General features: G+C 37.5%; 20 protein-coding genes and 2 pseudogenes. 3 read left to right on the plus strand and 19 right to left on the minus strand.

What is annotated here, in order from left to right; all coding sequences use genetic code 11:
- Nucleotides 1–65: 65 nt before the first annotated feature.
- From N784_RS17255 to N784_RS13530, 4 genes and pseudogenes are all read right to left on the minus strand, one after another.
- Nucleotides 66–286: pseudogene (locus tag N784_RS17255) on the minus strand (transposase); the annotation flags it as partial.
- A 183-nt stretch (nt 287–469) separates the two neighbouring features.
- A pseudogene (locus N784_RS17260) lies at nt 470–646 on the minus strand (hypothetical protein); the annotation flags it as partial.
- 92 nt (nt 647–738) lie between these two features.
- Nucleotides 739–1,503, minus strand: a complete 765-nt coding sequence (locus N784_RS13525; protein WP_232306025.1) for a TatD family hydrolase — start codon at nt 1,501–1,503, stop codon at nt 739–741.
- 62 nt (nt 1,504–1,565) lie between these two features.
- The gene (locus tag N784_RS13530; RefSeq protein ID WP_036835732.1) at nt 1,566–1,889 is read right to left on the minus strand and encodes a DUF4870 domain-containing protein; all 324 of its coding nucleotides are present in this window, start codon (nt 1,887–1,889) and stop codon (nt 1,566–1,568) included.
- 210 nt (nt 1,890–2,099) lie between these two features.
- Between N784_RS13530 and N784_RS13535 the strand changes: the two genes are divergently transcribed.
- Entirely contained in the window at nt 2,100–3,005 is a 906-nt protein-coding gene (locus tag N784_RS13535; RefSeq protein ID WP_036835733.1) for an EamA family transporter, read from the plus strand.
- A gap of 77 nt (nt 3,006–3,082) precedes the next feature.
- On the opposite strand, the gene N784_RS13540 is transcribed toward N784_RS13535, so the two are convergent.
- Nucleotides 3,083–3,607 (minus strand): GNAT family N-acetyltransferase, encoded by a 525-nt coding sequence (locus N784_RS13540; RefSeq protein WP_036835734.1) that lies wholly within the window; start codon nt 3,605–3,607, stop codon nt 3,083–3,085.
- Nucleotides 3,608–3,788: 181 nt separating this feature from the next.
- Here N784_RS13540 and N784_RS13545 point away from each other — a divergent pair, with 181 nt between their 5' ends.
- Nucleotides 3,789–4,556, plus strand: a complete 768-nt coding sequence (locus N784_RS13545; protein WP_036835735.1) for a MerR family transcriptional regulator — start codon at nt 3,789–3,791, stop codon at nt 4,554–4,556.
- Between the two features lie 20 nt (nt 4,557–4,576).
- Here N784_RS13545 and N784_RS13550 read toward each other — a convergent pair whose 3' ends face one another.
- The 11 genes from N784_RS13550 to N784_RS13595 all read right to left on the minus strand — a co-directional run bounded on the left by N784_RS13550 (nt 4,577) and on the right by N784_RS13595 (nt 14,680).
- Nucleotides 4,577–5,056 (minus strand): DUF1641 domain-containing protein, encoded by a 480-nt coding sequence (locus N784_RS13550; RefSeq protein WP_036835736.1) that lies wholly within the window; start codon nt 5,054–5,056, stop codon nt 4,577–4,579.
- Between the two features lies 1 nt (nt 5,057).
- On the minus strand, nt 5,058–8,000 hold the full coding sequence (gene fdhF, locus N784_RS13555) for a formate dehydrogenase subunit alpha (protein WP_036835737.1): 2,943 nt from the start codon (nt 7,998–8,000) through the stop codon (nt 5,058–5,060).
- Nucleotides 8,001–8,014: 14 nt separating this feature from the next.
- Nucleotides 8,015–8,812, minus strand: a complete 798-nt coding sequence (fdhD, locus tag N784_RS13560) for a formate dehydrogenase accessory sulfurtransferase FdhD (protein ID WP_036835739.1) — start codon at nt 8,810–8,812, stop codon at nt 8,015–8,017.
- 69 nt (nt 8,813–8,881) lie between these two features.
- Nucleotides 8,882–9,826, minus strand: coding sequence for an alpha/beta hydrolase (locus N784_RS13565; protein WP_036835740.1), 945 nt, complete (start codon nt 9,824–9,826; stop codon nt 8,882–8,884).
- A gap of 110 nt (nt 9,827–9,936) precedes the next feature.
- Nucleotides 9,937–10,926, minus strand: a complete 990-nt coding sequence (locus N784_RS13570) for a metal ABC transporter solute-binding protein, Zn/Mn family (RefSeq protein ID WP_232306026.1) — start codon at nt 10,924–10,926, stop codon at nt 9,937–9,939.
- A gap of 127 nt (nt 10,927–11,053) precedes the next feature.
- Entirely contained in the window at nt 11,054–11,464 is a 411-nt protein-coding gene (locus N784_RS13575; protein WP_036835741.1) for a Fur family transcriptional regulator, read from the minus strand.
- A 249-nt stretch (nt 11,465–11,713) separates the two neighbouring features.
- A complete protein-coding gene (locus tag N784_RS16690) occupies nt 11,714–11,866 on the minus strand; it encodes a hypothetical protein (RefSeq protein ID WP_156965261.1) in 153 nt (50 codons plus the stop codon).
- A gap of 315 nt (nt 11,867–12,181) precedes the next feature.
- Complete coding sequence (locus N784_RS13580) at nt 12,182–12,649, minus strand: hypothetical protein (protein ID WP_036835742.1); 468 nt, start codon at nt 12,647–12,649, stop codon at nt 12,182–12,184.
- A gap of 85 nt (nt 12,650–12,734) precedes the next feature.
- On the minus strand, nt 12,735–13,403 hold the full coding sequence (gene modB / locus N784_RS13585) for a molybdate ABC transporter permease subunit (protein WP_036835743.1): 669 nt from the start codon (nt 13,401–13,403) through the stop codon (nt 12,735–12,737).
- Nucleotides 13,400–14,194: a molybdate ABC transporter substrate-binding protein gene (modA, locus tag N784_RS13590; RefSeq protein ID WP_198134433.1), complete on the minus strand. Its 795-nt coding sequence runs from the start codon at nt 14,192–14,194 to the stop codon at nt 13,400–13,402. The genes modB and modA overlap by 4 nt, the downstream gene beginning before the upstream one ends.
- Nucleotides 14,195–14,461: 267 nt before the next feature.
- Nucleotides 14,462–14,680 (minus strand): hypothetical protein, encoded by a 219-nt coding sequence (locus tag N784_RS13595; protein WP_036835746.1) that lies wholly within the window; start codon nt 14,678–14,680, stop codon nt 14,462–14,464.
- Between the two features lie 182 nt (nt 14,681–14,862).
- On the opposite strand from N784_RS13595, the gene N784_RS13600 reads away from it, so the two are divergent.
- Entirely contained in the window at nt 14,863–15,963 is a 1,101-nt protein-coding gene (locus N784_RS13600) for a GerAB/ArcD/ProY family transporter (protein ID WP_036835747.1), read from the plus strand.
- Nucleotides 15,964–15,986: 23 nt separating this feature from the next.
- Here N784_RS13600 and N784_RS13605 read toward each other — a convergent pair whose 3' ends face one another.
- From N784_RS13605 to N784_RS13615, 3 genes are read right to left on the minus strand one after another with little or no spacing between them, the layout of a single operon-like run.
- Nucleotides 15,987–16,220 (minus strand): hypothetical protein, encoded by a 234-nt coding sequence (locus N784_RS13605; RefSeq protein WP_036835749.1) that lies wholly within the window; start codon nt 16,218–16,220, stop codon nt 15,987–15,989.
- A 1-nt stretch (nt 16,221) separates the two neighbouring features.
- Nucleotides 16,222–17,457, minus strand: a complete 1,236-nt coding sequence (locus N784_RS13610) for a Ger(x)C family spore germination protein (RefSeq protein ID WP_036835750.1) — start codon at nt 17,455–17,457, stop codon at nt 16,222–16,224.
- On the minus strand, nt 17,454–19,103 hold the full coding sequence (locus N784_RS13615; protein WP_036835765.1) for a spore germination protein: 1,650 nt from the start codon (nt 19,101–19,103) through the stop codon (nt 17,454–17,456). Before N784_RS13615 ends, N784_RS13610 begins: the two co-directional genes overlap by 4 nt.
- Nucleotides 19,104–19,168 lie beyond the last annotated feature (65 nt).

Genomic DNA, 19,168 nt, shown 5'->3' on the forward strand with positions numbered 1-19,168 from the left:
ACTTTTTTGTGTCCTAAATATTGACGTAGATTCATTATTCTAAATAACTTACACACCTTGGTTATTTGGAGTTGGTTAATTTTCCACTTACTTTTATGCTCTTTTATTCGTAAATATAATACTTTTAAAAAGAGTGTTCTCGTTAGGGAATGCTCTTTTTTTTAAAACTAGAATGTATACTTTCAACAGTATTTGTCGTGTACATGATCTTGCGTATGGCGTTTCCATAATCAAATAGTCTGAAGTTTCGTTTCTAAACATCAATTGTTTCGGGATAGGCAGACCATTAGTTGTGAAAGCTTTCAAACGGATTATATTACACTCTCAATATAGATCAAATTTGTTTTTTAAGAGTACCTATTTTTAATTATCTTAACTGCTAAAGAAATAATAAATGCTATAACGACAAAGCTAATTGAAGCCATTACAATATAAGTTGTGCCCATTTGATCACCTCATAATTATTCATTTATTTAATAGAATAAACTAGTTTATTCTTACTGTTAATTTTTGCTCTTAGCCAACCATTCCAACCACCAAAGTCCCAAATTGGTGTACCAAAATCAAAATAATATGTAGCTTGTTTTGAAGAATCTACTTTTAATTTAGTAGATTTAACACTAGCTCCGATAAAACTATACCATCCATTATATGCACTTTAAAAAGGGGGTTGCTATTCTTTGAATCATTTCATTTTGGGTCAATGCATTTCTACCAACATCTAATCCATCCGCTGTTCTATAGTTGATAAAAAACTTTCGTATTATGTTCGAGAATTCGGTCTGCTTCATCTACTTGCATCCCTTTTATTGCTGCAATTTGTTCAATAGACGCTTGCATCATCTTCGGGTGCGTTAATTGATTAGCAAACGGACCTTTAAATGGCCACGGACCATCTGTTTCTACCATCATAAGTTCAATTGGATAATAGTGAACAATAGCTTGGATTTCTTGTTCATAAACACAGTCAGGAGTAATAGATATCATGTAATGACGAGCAATCATCCGTTTCATTGTCTGAACATCTCCTTTGAACCAGTGAAAATGAGCTTTCTGAATATCGTATTGCTCTAATAAATCCATAATATAAACAGCATCTTCATATATACCATGCAAAACAATCGGTAAATCGTATCGCTTTGCTAATACTAAGAACCGTCGTAAAATCTCTTCGTATGGTTCAATATGTAACGATGGATTCTCTTTTTTCGTGTAATATGGTAATCCGACTTCTCCAATAGCTACAATTTGTTGATGATGTTTCTTTATCATCGATTCAATGCGTTGGATTTCTTCTGGATGGGGTATAGGTTGTTCAGGGTGCCAACCGAAAGCAGGTAGGATATCTTTATACGTTTGATGTAAATTCCATACGCTTTGGCAACTTGCTAAACAACTTGAAACAGCAATAAGCCCTTTTACATGATATGTCGGTAACGAATGAAGCATACTTTGTAACTCCTCCTCCCGATACCAATCCACATGAATGTGAGCATCAATCACACTTATCCTCCCCTTATAAAAAGAGTGCATGCGAGTTGCATACACTACAATTTTGAACATCTTTATTTTATAAAATGAATCACTGTCGGAATCTTATATTTTTCACCGTTGTAAGCTTTCACTGCTGCCATAATTGTAAAAATAATACCAACGATCCAAATGATAAATAAGAAAACAAACCCAATTAAGACAATGACTAATATGCTGCTGATGACACCATATATCGCGTACGAAAGAAAAAAATTGAAATACTCTTTTCCATGGTAATCAATAAATTCAGAATCATCTTTCTTCAAAATCCAAATAATTAATGGACCTATAATAGCAGTAAATAAACTAACGACATAAATAAGCATTGCTAACATTCGTTCATCACTAGATGGCACCTTTTACACCCCCTTCCTTTGTTTCATTGTACCATAACCCCCTTACGAGACGTTTCCCTTTTTAAAAAATAGCATAATATTAACGGAAAATATTCAATTGTTCAACTATTTATTTACTTATATGTTTTTATTCAAATAGGGTATGATTTATGTTCCTGACCATTTATGATAGACAAGGGATTACAGCTTAGAAGAGAGGGTAACATTTTTATGGTGAAACAAAATAGAAAAATAGGGTTAATTCTCGTAATTGCGGGAGCATTATTTTGGGGAATAGGGGGAACCGTTGCTCAGAAGCTATTTCAAATTAGTAACATATCGGTTGAATGGCTTGTTACGGTGCGGTTACTTTTATCAGGTATCATTTTATTATTCATTCATTTTATAACAAAAGGATATAAACAAATTATCACCATTTGGACACGAAAAGATAACGTGATGCGCTTGCTCATATTTACTATATTCGGCATGTTAGCTGTTCAATATACTTATTTAGCTGCCATTGATGCAGGCAATGCTGCAGTAGCAACCTTATTACAATATTTAGCACCTGTATTTATTATTATTTACTTGGTGCTACGAAAACAATCAGTCTTGACCCAAAGTGATATTGTCACGGTGCTGCTAGCATTAATTGGTTGTTTCTTCTTATTAACAAATGGATCACTATCTGAACTTTCTGTACCTATACCAGCAATTATATGGGGGATACTAGCCGGAATATCACTGGCTTTTTACACATTGTATGCAGTTCCATTATTAAAACAATTTAATACGTTAGTTGTCGTTGGTTGGGCTATGCTAATTGGCGGATTGTTATTTAGTTTCGTAAGTCCTCCTTGGCAAGTTGATTTATCAAGTTTCACTTTAGAAAGTTTCTATTATTTAATTTTTGCTATTGTATTTGGTTCATTGCTAGCTTATTGGTTTTATATAGAGAGCTTACAATATCTTGATCCAAAAGAGGCGAGTCTTCTTAGTAGTTTAGAACCGTTAGCAGCAGTTTTTACTACCGTTATTTGGCTTAAGGAACCTTTTGGCATTTATCAGTGGGTTGGAACCGCATGCATTATCATTATGATTTTACTTATTACCGTTGGAAAGAAATCACGCTAAGCAACTGCTGAATAGAAGCTAACTATAACGTCCTAACAAAAGATCGCCATCAGCAATTTTTGATGGCGATCTTCATTTTAGTTAGCTAAGGAACTATTTTTGTACATAAATAACCATTTTGATCCATTTTCAATTTCCTTTATTTTTTCAAAGCCACATTTTTCGTAACATCTCATCGCACGAAGGTTATCTACTTGCGGGGTTAATACGACTCCGTCTGGTTGCTTTTTTGTAATTAATTCTACGACAAATCGCCGTATCATCTGGGTACCAATTCCTTTGCCCCACAACATTGGATCGGCAATAAATTGGTCGAAAGCAATATACGTTTTATCAAGCGGTAATCCCCATATAGCAGCTTCTTCCTCTGATACAAAATGCTCTTCCATTAACCCAATTGGATCCGTATCCTTTTCCACTATGAAAGTTGTTGTTTGAATCAGTCCATTTAAACGCGCTGCATACGTTTCCAAAATTGTATCATATGTATAAGGTTTCGTTGGATCTCCGTAATAGTGTATTATTTCTTCTGATTGGAACCATTTCGTCATCAACAAAAAATCAGTTGGCGACAATGGGCGTATAGAAAGATCATGAACCATGTCACTCCTCCTTCTCTCACTGAACGTAATTTCCAGCTACTCATCTGATGATAAGACGCTTAACTAATTTTAACACAGTGGAATGACGAACTGGAATATTTTTATGAACAAATACTGAATAATTGTTGACTCTAACGTAACGTTATACTTTATGTTAGTAAATAGGAGGTGATAAAACGTCATGTACAAAGTAAAGGAATTAGCTGAGATAGCAGGGGTTAGTGTACGAACGCTGCATCATTACGACCAGATGGATGTAGTGAAGCCTGATTCGATTACGCCGACTGGGTATCGACTATATGGTGTCAACAGCTTGGAACGCTTGCAACATGTATTATTTTTTAGAGAAATGGGCTTTACATTAAAACAAATTAAGGAAATGGTAGAAGATCGACAGTTTGATCAATTAGAAGCGTTGTATATGCATCAACAAATGCTACAAAAAAAGCGCGAACGATTGGATAAAATGCTATCAACTGTTTCATTATCTATTCACTCCTTAGAAAATGGAAAAGAATTGGAGGTAAAAACTATGTTTGACGGATTTGATCGAAGTGAGATAGAACAATACCAACAAAAGTATGCAGAAGAAGTGCGACGAAAATACCCGAAAGAAGTCGTTGAAACGTCTGAACGAAGAACTTCCTCGTATGATAAAGAAGATTGGAAAAATATTGAGGGTGACATGGGTGCTATATATTCTGCCATTGCAAATCGGATGACACATGGAGTGCATGACGAACAAGTGCAGCATCAAGTGGAACATTGGCGACACTTTATAACAGAGCATTTTTATGATTGTACGTTAGAAATTTTTCGAGGACTTGCAGATTTGTATGTTACAGATGAACGTTTCACGAAAAATATTAATCAATATAAAGAAGGATTAGCACCCTTTTTAAGTAAAGCAATCATTGTATATTGTGAAAACGAAAAGGCAGACGAGTAAATAGTCTGCCTTTTCGTTTATTACTTCTCTGGTTGCTTTCCTAGCCCTTTCAACATATGAAGCATCATCGTTATGCCTCGATTAATCTCTGGGTCTTTCAACGCTTTCGCTAAATCCAATACAGAGGTTCGCTCTTCCGTTTCGCTACCTTGAATAGCCCCTTCCATCCCTTTATTGATGCGACCTGTTAATGTTGTTACTTTTTCCACATCCAGTTCACCTAATAAAAACAGGAACCCACTCAAGTTTTCAAGAACTTTGGCATAGCGTTCTTTGTTGGCTTCTTTCGTTATGTTCTCCAAGGCGTCATCTCTATGGCGAACAAGTGATACGAGTATATCTAATGCCCCTGCGTCGTCTAACACCTTCATGAGTTCTACTACTTTTTCTAATGACTCACTATTTTCTGCTAGTTTGTTCTCTAACCGTTCTTGCTTTTGCAGTTTCATTTCTTCCTTGGACATTGTCACGCGTTTAATCATTGTAATCGGTTTAGCCATCTTATTTCACCTTCTCCCCTGGAAAAACATAATCCTTCCGCTCCCATTTATCTTGGACACGTACCCCTATTTGCGGGTTTGGAACACCATGACGATGATTATTACGTGGTAATGGTGATTTTCCTTTTTTACGAAGGACTTCCATCCGCACAGCAGTTTCTTTATACGCTGGTGTATTAGTATCTTTATCTACATTACTGTTTGTTAGCAAGTTAATGCGGCCTTGATCATTATCATTCAGCGGTAAGTACAGTTCTTTTCCTTTCACTCGATCGGTAATATGCACTTCCACCGTCGCTTCTCCTGTATGTGAAATTAGCTTAACACGTGCTCCTTCTTCGAGGTCTCGCTCTTTGGCAAGTTCTGGAGAAACCTCAAGGAATACTTGCGGTGTCTTTCTCGTAATGCCTATTGATTTATACGTCATATTCCCTTCATGAAAATGTTCTAATATGCGGCCGTTGTTGACGTGTAAATCATACGTCTCATTCGTATCATACATTTTGTTATACGTTAAAGGATAGAACCTTGCCTTGCCATCATCAAAGCCAAAACCCTCTTCATAAAGTAAAGGCGTATCCGTCCCATCCGCTGCTACAGGCCATTGCAAACTATCATATCCTTGTAACCGTTCATACGACACACCTGCAAAAAGCGGAGATAATGAAGCCGCTTCCTCCATAATTTGTTCTGGTGATTCATATCCCCACGCAAATCCTAGTTTACTAGCTAAGAGGGTGATAATCTCCCAGTCTGCCTTTGTATGTGCTAAAGGCTCCATTGCTTGATAAAGACGTTGAATTCTTCTTTCGGTGTTAGTAAACGTTCCTTCTTTCTCTAAGCTGCTACACGCTGGTAATACAACATCGGCGTACTGCGCAGTTCTCGTCAAAAATAAATCTTGTACGACGAGTAAATCTAGTTTTTCAAAGGCTGCATTCACATGATTTAAATTTGCATCCACAACACCTGTATCTTCTCCGTATATAAACATACCTTTAATTGTTCCTTCATGGATAGCTTCAATCATTTCATGGTTATCTTTGCCGATTTCTTTCGGTAAAGATACGTTCCACTTTTGCTCATATCGATTCCTTACCGCTTCATCAGTCACAAGCTCATAGCCTGGAAAGAAGTTCGGTATGCTACCGAAATCACTACAACCTTGCACGTTATTGTGTCCTCTGAGAGGGTATGCTCCTGCTCCTGGCTTGCGGTAGTTACCAGTAGCTAACAGCAAATTAGAAATGGCGGTACTCGTATCACTTCCTAGCTGGTGCTGCGTAACCCCCATAGCCCAACAAATGGACACTGTTTTCGCATCGGCGATCATTTTTGCTATATCCTTTAACGACTGTTCGGGAATGCCTGATTCTTGCTCCGCATATGCAAGTGTAAATGTTGATAAGCTATCATAATAATTTTCAAAATGGTGAACCCATGCTGCAATAAATGCTTTATCATGCCAGCCTTGATCAATAATATATTTTGTCACAGCGGATAATACTACTATGTCTGTTCCTGGTTTTGGGCGATAAAAGGCATCTGCACGACGCGCCATCTCATGTTCACGAAGATCAAATACGAGTAGTTTTTGATTAAATAATTTTTGCGAACGTTTAATGCGAGAAGCAATGACAGGATGGGCTTCTGCTGTATTCGTTCCAATAAGTACAACGAGCTGCGCACTAGCAATATCTTCAATAGAACCAGCATCCCCACCAAGGCCAACAGTACGAAACAATCCTTGTGTAGCAGGTGTTTGACAATACCTAGAGCAATTATCCACGTTATTCGTTCCTATCACTTGTCTGGCAAACTTCTGCATGACGAACGATTCCTCATTCGTTCCCTTGGAAGATGCGATAAACGATAAAGCGTCAGGTCCATGCTGATCTTTAATCTGTTTCATAGAATCGGCAATTTTCTGCAAAGCGGTATCCCAATTCGCCTCTATAAATGCATCTCCTTCTCTAATGAGGGGCTTTGTTAGTCTTTCTCCGCTATTAACATAATCCCAGCCGAATTTCCCTTTCACACAGGTAGAAATTTGATTAGCAGGTGCTCCAGGCTGTGGTTCTATTTTTAATAGCTGACGGTCCTTCGTCCACACATCGAAAGAACAACCAACCCCACAATACGTACAAACGGTTTTTGTCTTCTTGATTCGATCTTCACGCATGGCTGCTTCGGTATCCGATACAGCAAATAACGGACCATAACCAGACTCTGCTTTCTTCGTTAGTTCAATCATGGAACGAAGAATACTAGGCTTTTGGTTTGTCATAAACCCAGCTTCTCCTTCTATCCCTTTTTCCATCATGGCATTACAAGGACATACAGTAGAACATTGACCACAATTAACACAAGAGGATTCGTCAATTGGAACATCGTTATCCCAAATCACGCGTGGCTGTTGACGACTCCAATCAATCGATAACGTTTCATTCACTTGCACATCTTGACACACTTCTACACAACGACCGCATAAAATGCATTGGTCAGGGTCATATCGATAAAAGGAACCAGAACGATCCACCTCATATTTCTTTGAAGAAAAAGGGATTCCCTGATGCTCGATTCCGAACATAGCTACTGCATTATGTACTTCACAAGAACCATTGTTATAGTCACACACGGTGCAATACAATTCGTGATTCGCCATAATACGGTCTAACGCCTCTTTTTGGGCAGAGCGAACAGGTTTGGACGTTGTTTCAATATGCATTCCTTTCGATACACGTGTGCTACAACTCCGCTTCATTTCGCCGTCTACCCGTACGATACACGTGTCACACGTTTCAATAGCACCTAAAGTTTCATGGTAACAAACGGAAGGTACTTTAGAATCTATTTCCGTCAAAAACTGAAGTACCGTTTGTCCCTCATTCCCATCCCACTCATAATCTACACCATCGACCTTCACTGTTGCTTGTTTTTCCATCCTAATTCCCTCCTCTAATCGAGTAGCACATATTGAGATTTGGTGTATACATTCATACGTTCATGACGAACAAAACCGATGACCGTAATATTTAAATCTTCCGCAAGCTTTAAAGCTAAATGGGTTGGTGCTGAAGGAGATATAATGAACCCTATCCCCATTTTAGATACTTTCAATAGCACTTCTGACGACACGCGACCACTAAAAACAATTTGCTTGTTCCGACTTGTTATTCTATCACGCATCATGTAACCGCTTACTTTATCAAGTGCATTGTGTCTGCCAATATCAACAGCTTGATACATCAACCCACTCCCATCTGCTAATGCCGCCTCATGAACTCCACCAGTCCGCTTATAATCATCGGAACATCGTTGAAACGCTTTCATTAGTCCGAATATTGCATCGACACTAATTGTTTCCTTGTTTATTATCGTTCTAGCTGTACGCATATCTTGTTGAAAATAAAATTCCCGACTCTTTCCACAACAAGAGCCTATGAATCGCTTCGTTCTGGTTTGTGCTTCAGGAGGTAATTGTTTCGTTAACTCGACATAAGCAAAACCTCTCTCATCATCTACTTGTAGGTTGACTATTTCTCCATACGTTCGAATAAATCCTTCTGAAGCTAGAAATCCTATAACCAATTGTTCTAATTGACAAGGCGAGCAAACCATGGTTGCATATTCTTCCCCATTTACTACAATCGTCATAGCCATTTCTACCGCAATTTCATCATCCATTTCCGTAAACTGATCAGCTTCATACCGCTTTATGCGCCATTGTTGATTTGTCGTCTTCAGGTTCGACATTGGCAATCTCCTCTATTCTAAATATATTCCTGTAAAACTGCATCCAAAAGCCTTTAAGTGGAACTATCCTTAATTTTTTTCTTCTAAATAATTTGTAATATGCTGTAAGACTATTTCTTTCAATGAGTCTTCCTCGTTCCATAATTGATGTTGTCCTTGATCAATAAGAATTGACTTGCTATTCGGGAATTTGGTATGAAGAAAATTTAAATTAAAACGCCAATCAACCGTTTTATCGTCTGTACCTTGAAGGATAAGTAACTTATCAGAAGAGATTTGTGCTTGTCTTATTCTCTTATACCACACTTGTAGAGCATCAAACCATTGAAAAGAAACACGGTCGTACTGTAATGGATCTGCCTTAACAAATGATAAATAGTTAACATCAGCTGAATTCGCTCGATACTTTCTGCGAACGTTTTGTATAAATGGAGAAATTAGTTTATGACCGACAACGGAAGCGTGCCATTTACTCGAACGAATCAACGGTGCAACAGCTATAACGTTAGTGAAAGGTGGGGTGTTCGCATGAAGAAGGTAATCTAACATGATAGCTGCTCCGGTACTATGGGCAATAACACTAAAGGAAGCTGTTACATGTTGCTGTATTTGTGTAATCACTGCTTCTAATGTATCTTGATAATGCGTAAAGCTTTCCACAGACGCAAGAGCACCAGCTGATAACCCATGTCCTTCTAAATCGTACACAATAACTCTTTTATTATGCACAAGTAAATGCTCTATAACGTTTCGCAAATGCCCGATATGATCAAAGTATCCATGCAACAACAACACCGTTCCATTAGGATGCTTCGGTATATGCATCTGCACCATGACTTTTTTTGCATTTACATTTATAACGCCCAAATGAAAATCAACTTCCGCAAAGTCAAGCTGATAATATTGCAAATAGCTATGTATCTCCTTCGTCCTCTTCGTCGGATGATAGAAATTAATCGGATGATCCAGACGTTTTAATTGATCGATGATGGTTGAAGTAAATTGCTCTTTCAAATCAACACCCCCATACGAGTTGTATTATTTCCCATCAACTTTATTGTAACGCTCCACGCAATTGTTTACAAAAAAATAAGCTGCCCAAATGACGGACAACTTATTCTATCTTATTTGGTCAGCGCTAGTTCTAACACTTCTAAATTATGCTCCATTAAAGAAAAATAATCTTCCTCATTCTCGATATCCTCATCTGTACGAACAGATACGTTATGGATGTGCAACGCTTCCGCACCAATTTCATCTTGGATAACTGTTGCTACTTTAGGTGTAACGTTTTGTTCAAATAAAATATAGTGTAAATCATGTTGTTTCGCTGTTTCGATAATGGACTCTAACTCTTTTTGGGAAGGTTCACTAGATGGCGACAGTCCAGATATGGCAATTTGTTCAATCCCATAAGCTTCTTCCCAATATCCATATGCCGCATGGGAAACAATGATTTCTCTGTGATCGACTTGTTCTAACGTTTCGTGAAAATTTGTATCTAGTTGCTGTAAATCTTTTTTTAGCTCTTCGAAGTTAGCTTCAAATGCTCCTTCTGCTTCAGGATTTAACGCCACTAATTCTTCTTTTATATTTTCTGCTAACACTATCGCTCGAAGCGGGTCCAACCAAATGTGAGGATCCATATCGCCGTGATGATGTTCATCATGCTTCTCTTTATGTTCCTCTTCCTCATGAGCATGTTCTTCTCCATCATCATCGTGGTGATGCCCATGGTCCAATAATTGTACACCTTCAGAAGCTTCTACAATGCTCACCTTTTCGTTCTGTAAAGTTTGAGAAATGGAATCGGCAAAAGGTTCTGCTCCTGCACCATTGTAGATAAAGGCATCCCCTTCCGCCATATCTACCATTTGTTTTTGCGTCGGCTCAAATGTATGAGCGTCTGCTCCTGGAGGAATAATTGATTCTACTTGCACGTACCCCTTACCTATTTTTTCTGTGAAATCTTCTATTGGATAAATCGTTGTGTAAATCGTTAATACTTCTTTATTTTTTTCTGAATTGGATGATAGCTCACTACTCGCACAACCAGCCAAAACAGTTGACAGTATGATGAATAACATGATTACAGTTTTATTTTGAAATGACACAGTTATCCCTCCTTTTCGTATGTACATTCATATCTTATCGTAACAATTACGATTTGTAAATAGTAATTGTTACGTTTTATATCATCAAAAAAACCAACGCCTCCTGTTAAGCGCTGGTTTAGCCATCTTAGTGACACCTTGGACATTTACCATATACTTCGAATGTATGATTTTCTATTTGATGCTCTGGTAGCATGCCTCGTACGTCGTCCATTGGGCATATATCAATCGGACTCGTTTTTCCACAATCTGTACAAATAAAATGATGGTGATGTCCGTGTGTATCGCAATGAAAACGAAAGTGCTTTTCCCCGTTTAATTGCGTAGATTCAATAATACCTAACTCAGATAGTGTATATAAATTCCGATAAACCGTATCATAACTTGCTCCTGGGAAATCTTCTTGAAAATCTGTCCATATTTGTTTCACGGATAAATATTGATCGTACAATTGCAGCAAGTGCAATAGCTTTTTCCTCTGCTTTGTATGTTTATAGCCATTGTCTTTGAGAATGTGTAAAGCCTTCGTCGTGTTCATGCCAATCCATCCCTTTAAGTAATCCGTATATCTATCATTATATGTAAAAAAGGTATGATTGTACAACGAAAACGTAGTAAATGTTAGAGGTTATATTATCAGTAGGGATGTGTGAGGGTTAAAGAAGAACTCAAACAAAATAATGGAAAGTACCTGTATTGCTTAAAAATGAATCGTTGGATAATGAATCGCTTTTTTATGGCAGGTACTTTCCCATTACATGTCATAACAGATAAACTCGTGCCCCTTTTATTTTTTAAATGGATTTCTTCTTAAGCTAGGCGTTAGCTTCGTTGTCTTCCCTTTCGTCATTCCTTGAGAAGATGCGTTGTAATGCTTCACTTCTTGGCTCATTTGGTAGTCTTTCTCGAATAGTTCACGTGCTTTGATGAAGATGTTCATCGTAATCCCTCCTAATTATGCGTATATTAATGTTAACCCGAGTATTTAGGAGATATACTAAGATATACCGCTTTGTTGATTCATAATCAATAATATCGGGTCTATTTGGAAATATATCATACTTTATAACGTTTTTGCACTACTTTTTTAAAAAATTTTAAAGAAAATTTTTTCCTGGATAATTTTCAGATAGAAAACGCTAACAAAATGGCTCTATACCGCTATTTTTCCCGACTTTGTCTTATTCTATACTCTGCCGATGCGTTCATTTTTTAGACAAATAAAAACGAAGCTTACATCATGTACGAAGCTTCGCTATCTAGTGTTTGGTTTTTCCGTTATTCGTATCATGTCTTCCCCGTTTGGATCTACAATATAATACAAACCTTCACTAGAATCTTCATATATGTACACATTGTTTTGAGCTAATCCAACCCATTCCCCTTGAATCGTTCGTTCCGCAATGGTTTCACTTTTTAAAGAAGAAGATAGCTGATAATGCTGCTGTAATATATTTGCACCTGCATCATACGTTAAATCAGGCAGTGAAAGCCAGAAAAAAACCGGCATCACTATTAACAAACCAATGTTAGGCAAATATAATCGAAGTTTTCCACCTGCAAGCAAGGAATGGAAAGCAAAGATGGTTTGAAACATAAAGATACCACTAAATATGCTCAAATCAACAACCATCGCATAGGTTGTATAATTAATATAAAGAAAGAGAAGAAATTCTGCTATCGCTATCGCAAACAGGAATAGAACGGCAATTTTCTTTTTCACGTACACCAGCACCTAACATTTTTCGGTATATCATATCAAAACCAGTACATTAAGTGGGCGTATTTACACAAAATTAACAGGATCTTTACGAATGCTCAGGACGTTGAAACACGTAAGTAAGAGCTAACATAATGACTGAACAACCAATACTAACTCCGACGTAAAGCCAAGCTAGACTCATATCCCCCGAATCCATTGCAACATAAATAGCAGTTGGTATCGTCTGTGTTTTTCCTGGAATGTTCCCTGCAAACATTAACGTCGCACCAAACTCTCCAAATGCACGCGCAAGACTTAATATCCCCCCTGTGAATAAAGCATGTTTCGCCAGCGGTAACGTTACATAGAGAAAAACACGCTTCTCCGTAGCACCGTCCACTCGAGCAGCTTCTTCAACTTGTTGATCGACTTGTTGAAACCCTAGCTTAGCACTGTTATACATTAGTGGAAAAGCAACCACACCAGCCGCTATTACAGCTGCCCACCATGTAAATAAGATAGATTGTCCAAAGACAAATGTAATTAACTGCCCTATGCTACTATTCGTACCAAACAGAACAATAAGCATAAACCCTATCACAGAAGGAGGCAATACGATAGGAAGCATGACGATGGTTTCTATAATCATCTTCCCTTTAAATGTCACGCGACTTAAGACTAACGCTAGCATTGTACCTAATATAAACACGGCTACCGTTGCTACGAAGGAAACCGTTAACGATAAATAAATAGGGGACCAAAATGACGTGTTCATTGCGTCACCTGCTTCATATCCATTGAAGTAAATCCAGCCTCCTGTAAAACGGAAACGCCCTCCTCTGACTGGAGAAACTCCATAAAGGACAAGGCTGCTTGTTTGTTATTGCTCGATTGTGGCACTCCAATCATATACTCAATGGATTCATGTAACGAAGGATCAATCGTTTCTACAATTGTTACGTGATCCGATGATAAAGCATCGGACTGATATACGACTCCAGCCATTACGGATTGTTGCTCCACTAATGAAAGAACATGTCTGACATCCTTTGTAAACACAATGCGGTTTTTTACGGCACTCCACATTTCAGCTGATTCCAAAGCCTGTTTAGCATACATACCTGCGGGAACCGTTGCCGGTGTTCCTATCGCAATTGGTTGATTCCCCTGAATAATATTAGCGAAAACCGCTTCTTTGTCTTGATGCGTAATCCAAACGAGAGAATTACGAATGAAAGGAATGGCATGTTCTTCTTTCATGATTTCTTTTTCTATTAGCTCCTTTATATGTATAGGAGCAGCAGATATAAACACGTCCACCGGTGCACCGTGAACAATTTGGTTTTTTAAAGCACCTGATCCGCCAAAGTTATAGTGCAATTGAATAGTATCGTGTTCTTGTTCAAAGCGTTCCCCAATTTGTAATAACGGCTCCTTCATACTTGCAGCTGCAGATATCGTAAGTTCTGTAAATGTTGATGAAGTACTCTCTTCACTATTTGTACAACTAGTTAACGATAATACGACTACAATATGCAGTAAAATCAGTAACAATCTTCTTTTCACAAACATCCCTCTCACCTAATTATACAATGATATTTTGTAAATCAATGGATGGCTAGTTTTAACCGCTTTAGCATGCCACATAGACAAATATCCAACCGTTTTGGATTCTCTCCTAAAGGATAGACTTGAATCATATCACCATCGACAATTGTAATGCTACTCCCCTTTGCTTTTATTACGTTAATTGTACCACCTGTAAATCATTAACGATAAAATAAACAGTACAAAAAATGGTGAGGGGAATTTCCTTATCACTAATCGGATGATTTACATGAGCTCTTCTTCATATGGCTCTATATATGGGATGTGAACACCTTGAACCCTGACAATTTCAAATTGATATCGTTGGTAAGTAGGTTGATTTAAAAGAGACTGAACAAAACCATTTGCTGCATCATAATCACTAAAAACGACTTGTTCCCGATCCGACCATTCAAACGTTATTTCTGTCACACCATTGTACAACGCAACAACCTTGAAAGTCATAGAAAGCCGCCTCCTTATAAGATATCCCTATCATTTCATACTATTATCCTTTAATTTATTAGAATTTTCAATGTTTTTGTCGAAAAATGTTTATATGATGCGCTCGTATATTTCATCCCCCAGTAACAAATACTAAGACGAGGAAGGTCTACTATTTTCATTATGTGAAAGGTGTACGTATCATGAAAAAAGAAAAAATCAGTTCCGTGCAATTCATGATCATCGTCTGTATTTTTTCCATTGGAACAACGATTGTACAAATTCCAAGAGGGTTAGCAGCAAGTGCTAAACAAGATGCTTGGATTGCTATTATTATCGCTGTATTTATCGGCTTTTTCGTTATTTTATTACTTACCAACGTATCTCAAAGCAACTCACAAATGACATTTATTGATATAATGAAACAACAATTTGGCAAACCAATTGGCTTTATCGCTTCTTTGTCGTTTATATTTTTCGCATTACATTCTTCCGCTGCTCTATTAAGTTACATGGGTGATTTTTTGTCAACGCAAATTTTAACAGAAACGCCTACATCTATTATTCAATTCATAATCATTATTGTCATCTCCTTTGCAATGAAACTAGGGATTGAGAGCATTGCCCGTTCTACAGAAATCTTTTTCTTTTGGATTTTATTGTTTCTATTGTTCATCTTTCTTTTCACATCCCCATTACTCCAATTTGAAAATATGTTACCACTAATGGAAAGTAGTCCGAAACAAATTGGAAAAGGGGCATTATTATACTTAAGTGTTACTCCCTTCACACTCGTAATTTTAATGATGGTTTTCCCAGCAATAAATAACTCACAGCAAGGGAAGAAAGGGATGTTAATTGGCTATGCACTTGCTGGTTTGATCATTATTACATTCACATTTTACACCATTCTTATTTTAGGACCAGATGCAACCGCAAGAAATAATGTACCTACCTATTTAATTGCCAAAAAAATAAATCTAGGCCCTATGTTCGGCAGAGTGGAAGCTATTCTAGCATTCGTCTGGATTATTTGTATTTTTTACAAATTACTTTTTTATTTTTATGCATCTTCTTTAGGGGTTACACAATTATTTCAATTAAAGGATGGGAACTCACTGATCCTTCCTTTAGCGATGTATTGTTATCTTCTTTCTATCATTGTTTACCCAAGCACTACTTACCGAAATGATTGGGATGAGAACATTTTTGTTGCATATTCTCTTACTCACGGCTTTATTCTACCAATCGTGTTGTTGCTTACTACTTTCATCCGCCAAAAATGGAAAAACAAGCAGTCGTAATTACTTCATCGCTGCTTGTTTTTTTATTGAAATAATCTATATAAAGTATCACTAATTGGTTTATACATATAGGTTAGATAGTCAGAAGGGTTTGGTAGCGTCACCCCAATGCTATGAACAATCAAGAGCGAACTTGCCGAAAGCAACAATACGAAAAAAATAACGAGTTCTTTCGTTTGTTTCGCTTTTATTAAAGGTGGAACTTCGTATAACGCGACGACGATCGTAATGAAAATGATTAACAGCACAACCCACAACTTACTCTCCTCCTTTTAAAGGCTTCGTAATGGTACCAGTGCGATGAATGTTAACCTTTACATCGATACTTATAGCTAAATCCTGAAAATATTCTTCATCCCAATTCTTCTTCCATTTCTCCCATTGCTTTGGGTTACTCCGGTATATGGCTTCGCCGAATCCAAAAATATCTGACTCTAATTCTTTAGCACGTTGTATCGATTGCTCCATTGCATCTTTTATGTCCGCCGCTAGTAAATCTTCTACTTGCTTAAGCGTCTCGATTTTAGATAAATCAATAGTACACTCAACATCACCTATATTCGCTTTTGTTTCCACAGAAATATTTATCTTTGGTTTGTTTCCTACAACACTTCCTTTAACCTTAGTTTTTGAGCTTGTTATCTCTTCAGAAATAAACTGTTCTGCATCAGACTCTTTTTCTCGTACAAACTCTTTAATGGATCCTCCTTCTGTAGAACAAACTTGGGTAGCAATGGTATTGGACACATTGTCCTTAATGTAGTTGTATCCTTTGCTTTCTGTTTCCGATAATTTCCCCTTCATTTTATCCCCTTTGAAGACGACTAGGTTTTTAAGTTCAATCTTAGCTTTAGGATCTATTTGCTCCACATTTTCAAGGTTATCCCCTTGTTCTTTATCTCCTTTTATTTCAATTCCTGATAATACTGGATTACTACCGTCACTCTCCATTTCTGTTACAAATTCATCAATGGACACCGCTTTCGTAGGTGCCCATGATTGGGAAGCCGTTTCAAGTGAACTAAACATTTTATTCGCTCCGATATATTCAACAGGTGTTACAATATTTAATAATTCATATGCCTTACTACCCTCAGCAACAACCATAAAGAAATCTGTTCTCAATTCATGATCCCGTATGAAGAAATCCAATGAGCGATGAATTCCTTCAGCTGCTATTTCTTGTCCAAAAATAATCATGCGTATGTGTGATAAATATAACTTTCTTGGCGCTTCAGTGGTCATTCTACGTAATGCTTCGAAAATCGTTTTCCCAGTTGCCGAGTAGGTAAATACAGCTAATTGTGTTGTACGGCTTTGGGAAGCAACTTCACTAGGGTTTATTAACTGGACTGTTACTTGATAACCATCGTCTACTTTATCAATTCCAACAGCAGAAGCAATCCCTAATTCATTTAGCTCCCTTGAACTCCAACAACCGGTGAGCAAAGCAATAGACAACAATAGATGAAAGAGAAGTATGCATCGCTTCAACTTTTACTTCCTCCCTCTTCTCTATTTTTAGTTGGAGGTTTAGGTTTCCCTTTTTTAACTGTTTGTTCCCGAACGACATTCTTTTGGCTAATTAAATGTGGTCGAGTTAATAGACTCCAGTGCGGAAGACGTAGGATAGCGTCTTTCTGATTGCTTGCATTTAATGGGGCTAAAGGGGACATGTATGGAATACCAAAGGATCGTAGACTGCACAAATGGAGAACCATTACAATCAACCCTAATATAATGCCAAACAAACCGAAAATCGATGCTAAAATCATTAAAAAGACTCGGATCAGTCTCACCGATATACCCATATTAAACGAAGGGGATACGAAGGAGGAAATAGCCGTTAATGCTACTACTATGACCATTACCGCTGATACTAACCCTGCTTGGACAGCCGCTTCTCCGAGCACTAACGCACCGACAATCGATATAGCAGAACCAACCGCACGAGGCATACGGATACCAGCTTCATGCAAAATTTCAAAAGCGCCTACCATTAATAAAGCTTCTATAAACGCTGGAAAAGGAACCCCTTCTCGCTGTGCTGCCAAACTAATTAACAATGGAGTCGGTAGCATTTCATGATGAAATGTCGTTACTGCAATATAGATGGAAGGAGTTAACAATGATAGAAAAAAAGCAAAATATCTTAATAGTCGAACTGCAATTACAATATCTGTACGATGGTAATAATCTTCACTTGATTGAAAAAATTGTACAAATAAAGCCGGGACTAACAATACAAATGGGGTTCCATCTACTAAAATAGCTACCCTGCCTTCCAAAATCCCTGCAGCTATTGTATCAGGACGCTCAGAATTATAAACAGTTGGAAATGGGGTATATGCTTCATCTTGAATAAACTCTTCAATGTAGCCACTTTCTAATATCGCATCTGTATCAATTCGCTTTAAACGCTCTCTCACTTCTTTTACAACGCCATCATTCACAATGCCTTCCAAGTACATCATTGTGACGTCTGTTTTCGTCACCTTTCCAATTGAGTGCGATTCAAGTCGCAAGTTTTTGTCTTTTATCCTTCTTCGAATAAGCATCGTATTCGTTCTTAATGTTTCTGTAAATCCATCACGTGGTCCTCTCACTACCATTTGTGAGCTCGGCTCCATGACAGCTCGTTGTTTCCACTCTCTCGTTCCTATAATTAAGCCTGAAGGACTTTCATCAAGTAATAAAATTGTATCACCAGAAAAAACATGATCATATAACGTTTGCAGATCCGCAAGTTCTTCAACCTCCGAAACTGGCAATAACTGTTGTTTTAATTGTTCAATCATGTTAGATGAAGAAAAATCTTGTTGTTGGATGGATTTTTTCTCTTTATCCTTTTCCTCCTCAGTATAATCCACCATCATCGATTCTAATATAAATTCCTGAATGGACGTTTTATCAACGAGGCCATCAATAAAGACTAGCGCACATTTTTTTTCTTTCGATTTCCCAATATAAAACTGCTTAATGACAACATCATTGCTTGCTCCAATGGATTGTTTCAGCTCATCAACATTTTGTTCGAGCTTATGATGCAACGGTGTCGTTTTAGATTTATCCACGCTAGCAGAAGAGTCTTTGTTTTTTTTACGGCGTTTTTTCAAGTCTTCGATTTTTTTAACTTTCATTTTTTTCATGATGAATAACCCTTTCCTCCATATCTGTTATTCATTTTTTCCTAAACGAGGATTTC

It is taken from the genome of Pontibacillus litoralis JSM 072002 (genome assembly GCF_000775615.1).
In the GTDB taxonomy this organism is placed as follows: Bacteria; Bacillota; Bacilli; order Bacillales; family BH030062; genus Pontibacillus; species Pontibacillus litoralis.

What these genes read in the sequence shown, in the direction of transcription:
- fdhF (WP_036835737.1), bottom strand. Translation starts at nt 8,000, where the DNA reads ATGGAAAAACAAGCAACAGTGAAGGTCGATGGTGTAGATTATGAGTGG.
- N784_RS13615 (WP_036835765.1), bottom strand. Translation starts at nt 19,103, where the DNA reads ATGAAAGTTAAAAAAATCGAAGACTTGAAAAAACGCCGTAAAAAAAAC.
- N784_RS13545 (WP_036835735.1), top strand. Translation starts at nt 3,789, where the DNA reads ATGTACAAAGTAAAGGAATTAGCTGAGATAGCAGGGGTTAGTGTACGA.
- N784_RS16690 (WP_156965261.1), bottom strand. Translation starts at nt 11,866, where the DNA reads ATGAACATCTTCATCAAAGCACGTGAACTATTCGAGAAAGACTACCAA.
- N784_RS13595 (WP_036835746.1), bottom strand. Translation starts at nt 14,680, where the DNA reads ATGACTTTCAAGGTTGTTGCGTTGTACAATGGTGTGACAGAAATAACG.
- N784_RS13540 (WP_036835734.1), bottom strand. Translation starts at nt 3,607, where the DNA reads ATGGTTCATGATCTTTCTATACGCCCATTGTCGCCAACTGATTTTTTG.
- modB (WP_036835743.1), bottom strand. Translation starts at nt 13,403, where the DNA reads ATGAACACGTCATTTTGGTCCCCTATTTATTTATCGTTAACGGTTTCC.
- N784_RS13535 (WP_036835733.1), top strand. Translation starts at nt 2,100, where the DNA reads ATGGTGAAACAAAATAGAAAAATAGGGTTAATTCTCGTAATTGCGGGA.
- N784_RS13575 (WP_036835741.1), bottom strand. Translation starts at nt 11,464, where the DNA reads ATGAACACGACGAAGGCTTTACACATTCTCAAAGACAATGGCTATAAA.
- N784_RS13550 (WP_036835736.1), bottom strand. Translation starts at nt 5,056, where the DNA reads ATGGCTAAACCGATTACAATGATTAAACGCGTGACAATGTCCAAGGAA.
- N784_RS13600 (WP_036835747.1), top strand. Translation starts at nt 14,863, where the DNA reads ATGAAAAAAGAAAAAATCAGTTCCGTGCAATTCATGATCATCGTCTGT.
- fdhD (WP_036835739.1), bottom strand. Translation starts at nt 8,812, where the DNA reads ATGTCGAACCTGAAGACGACAAATCAACAATGGCGCATAAAGCGGTAT.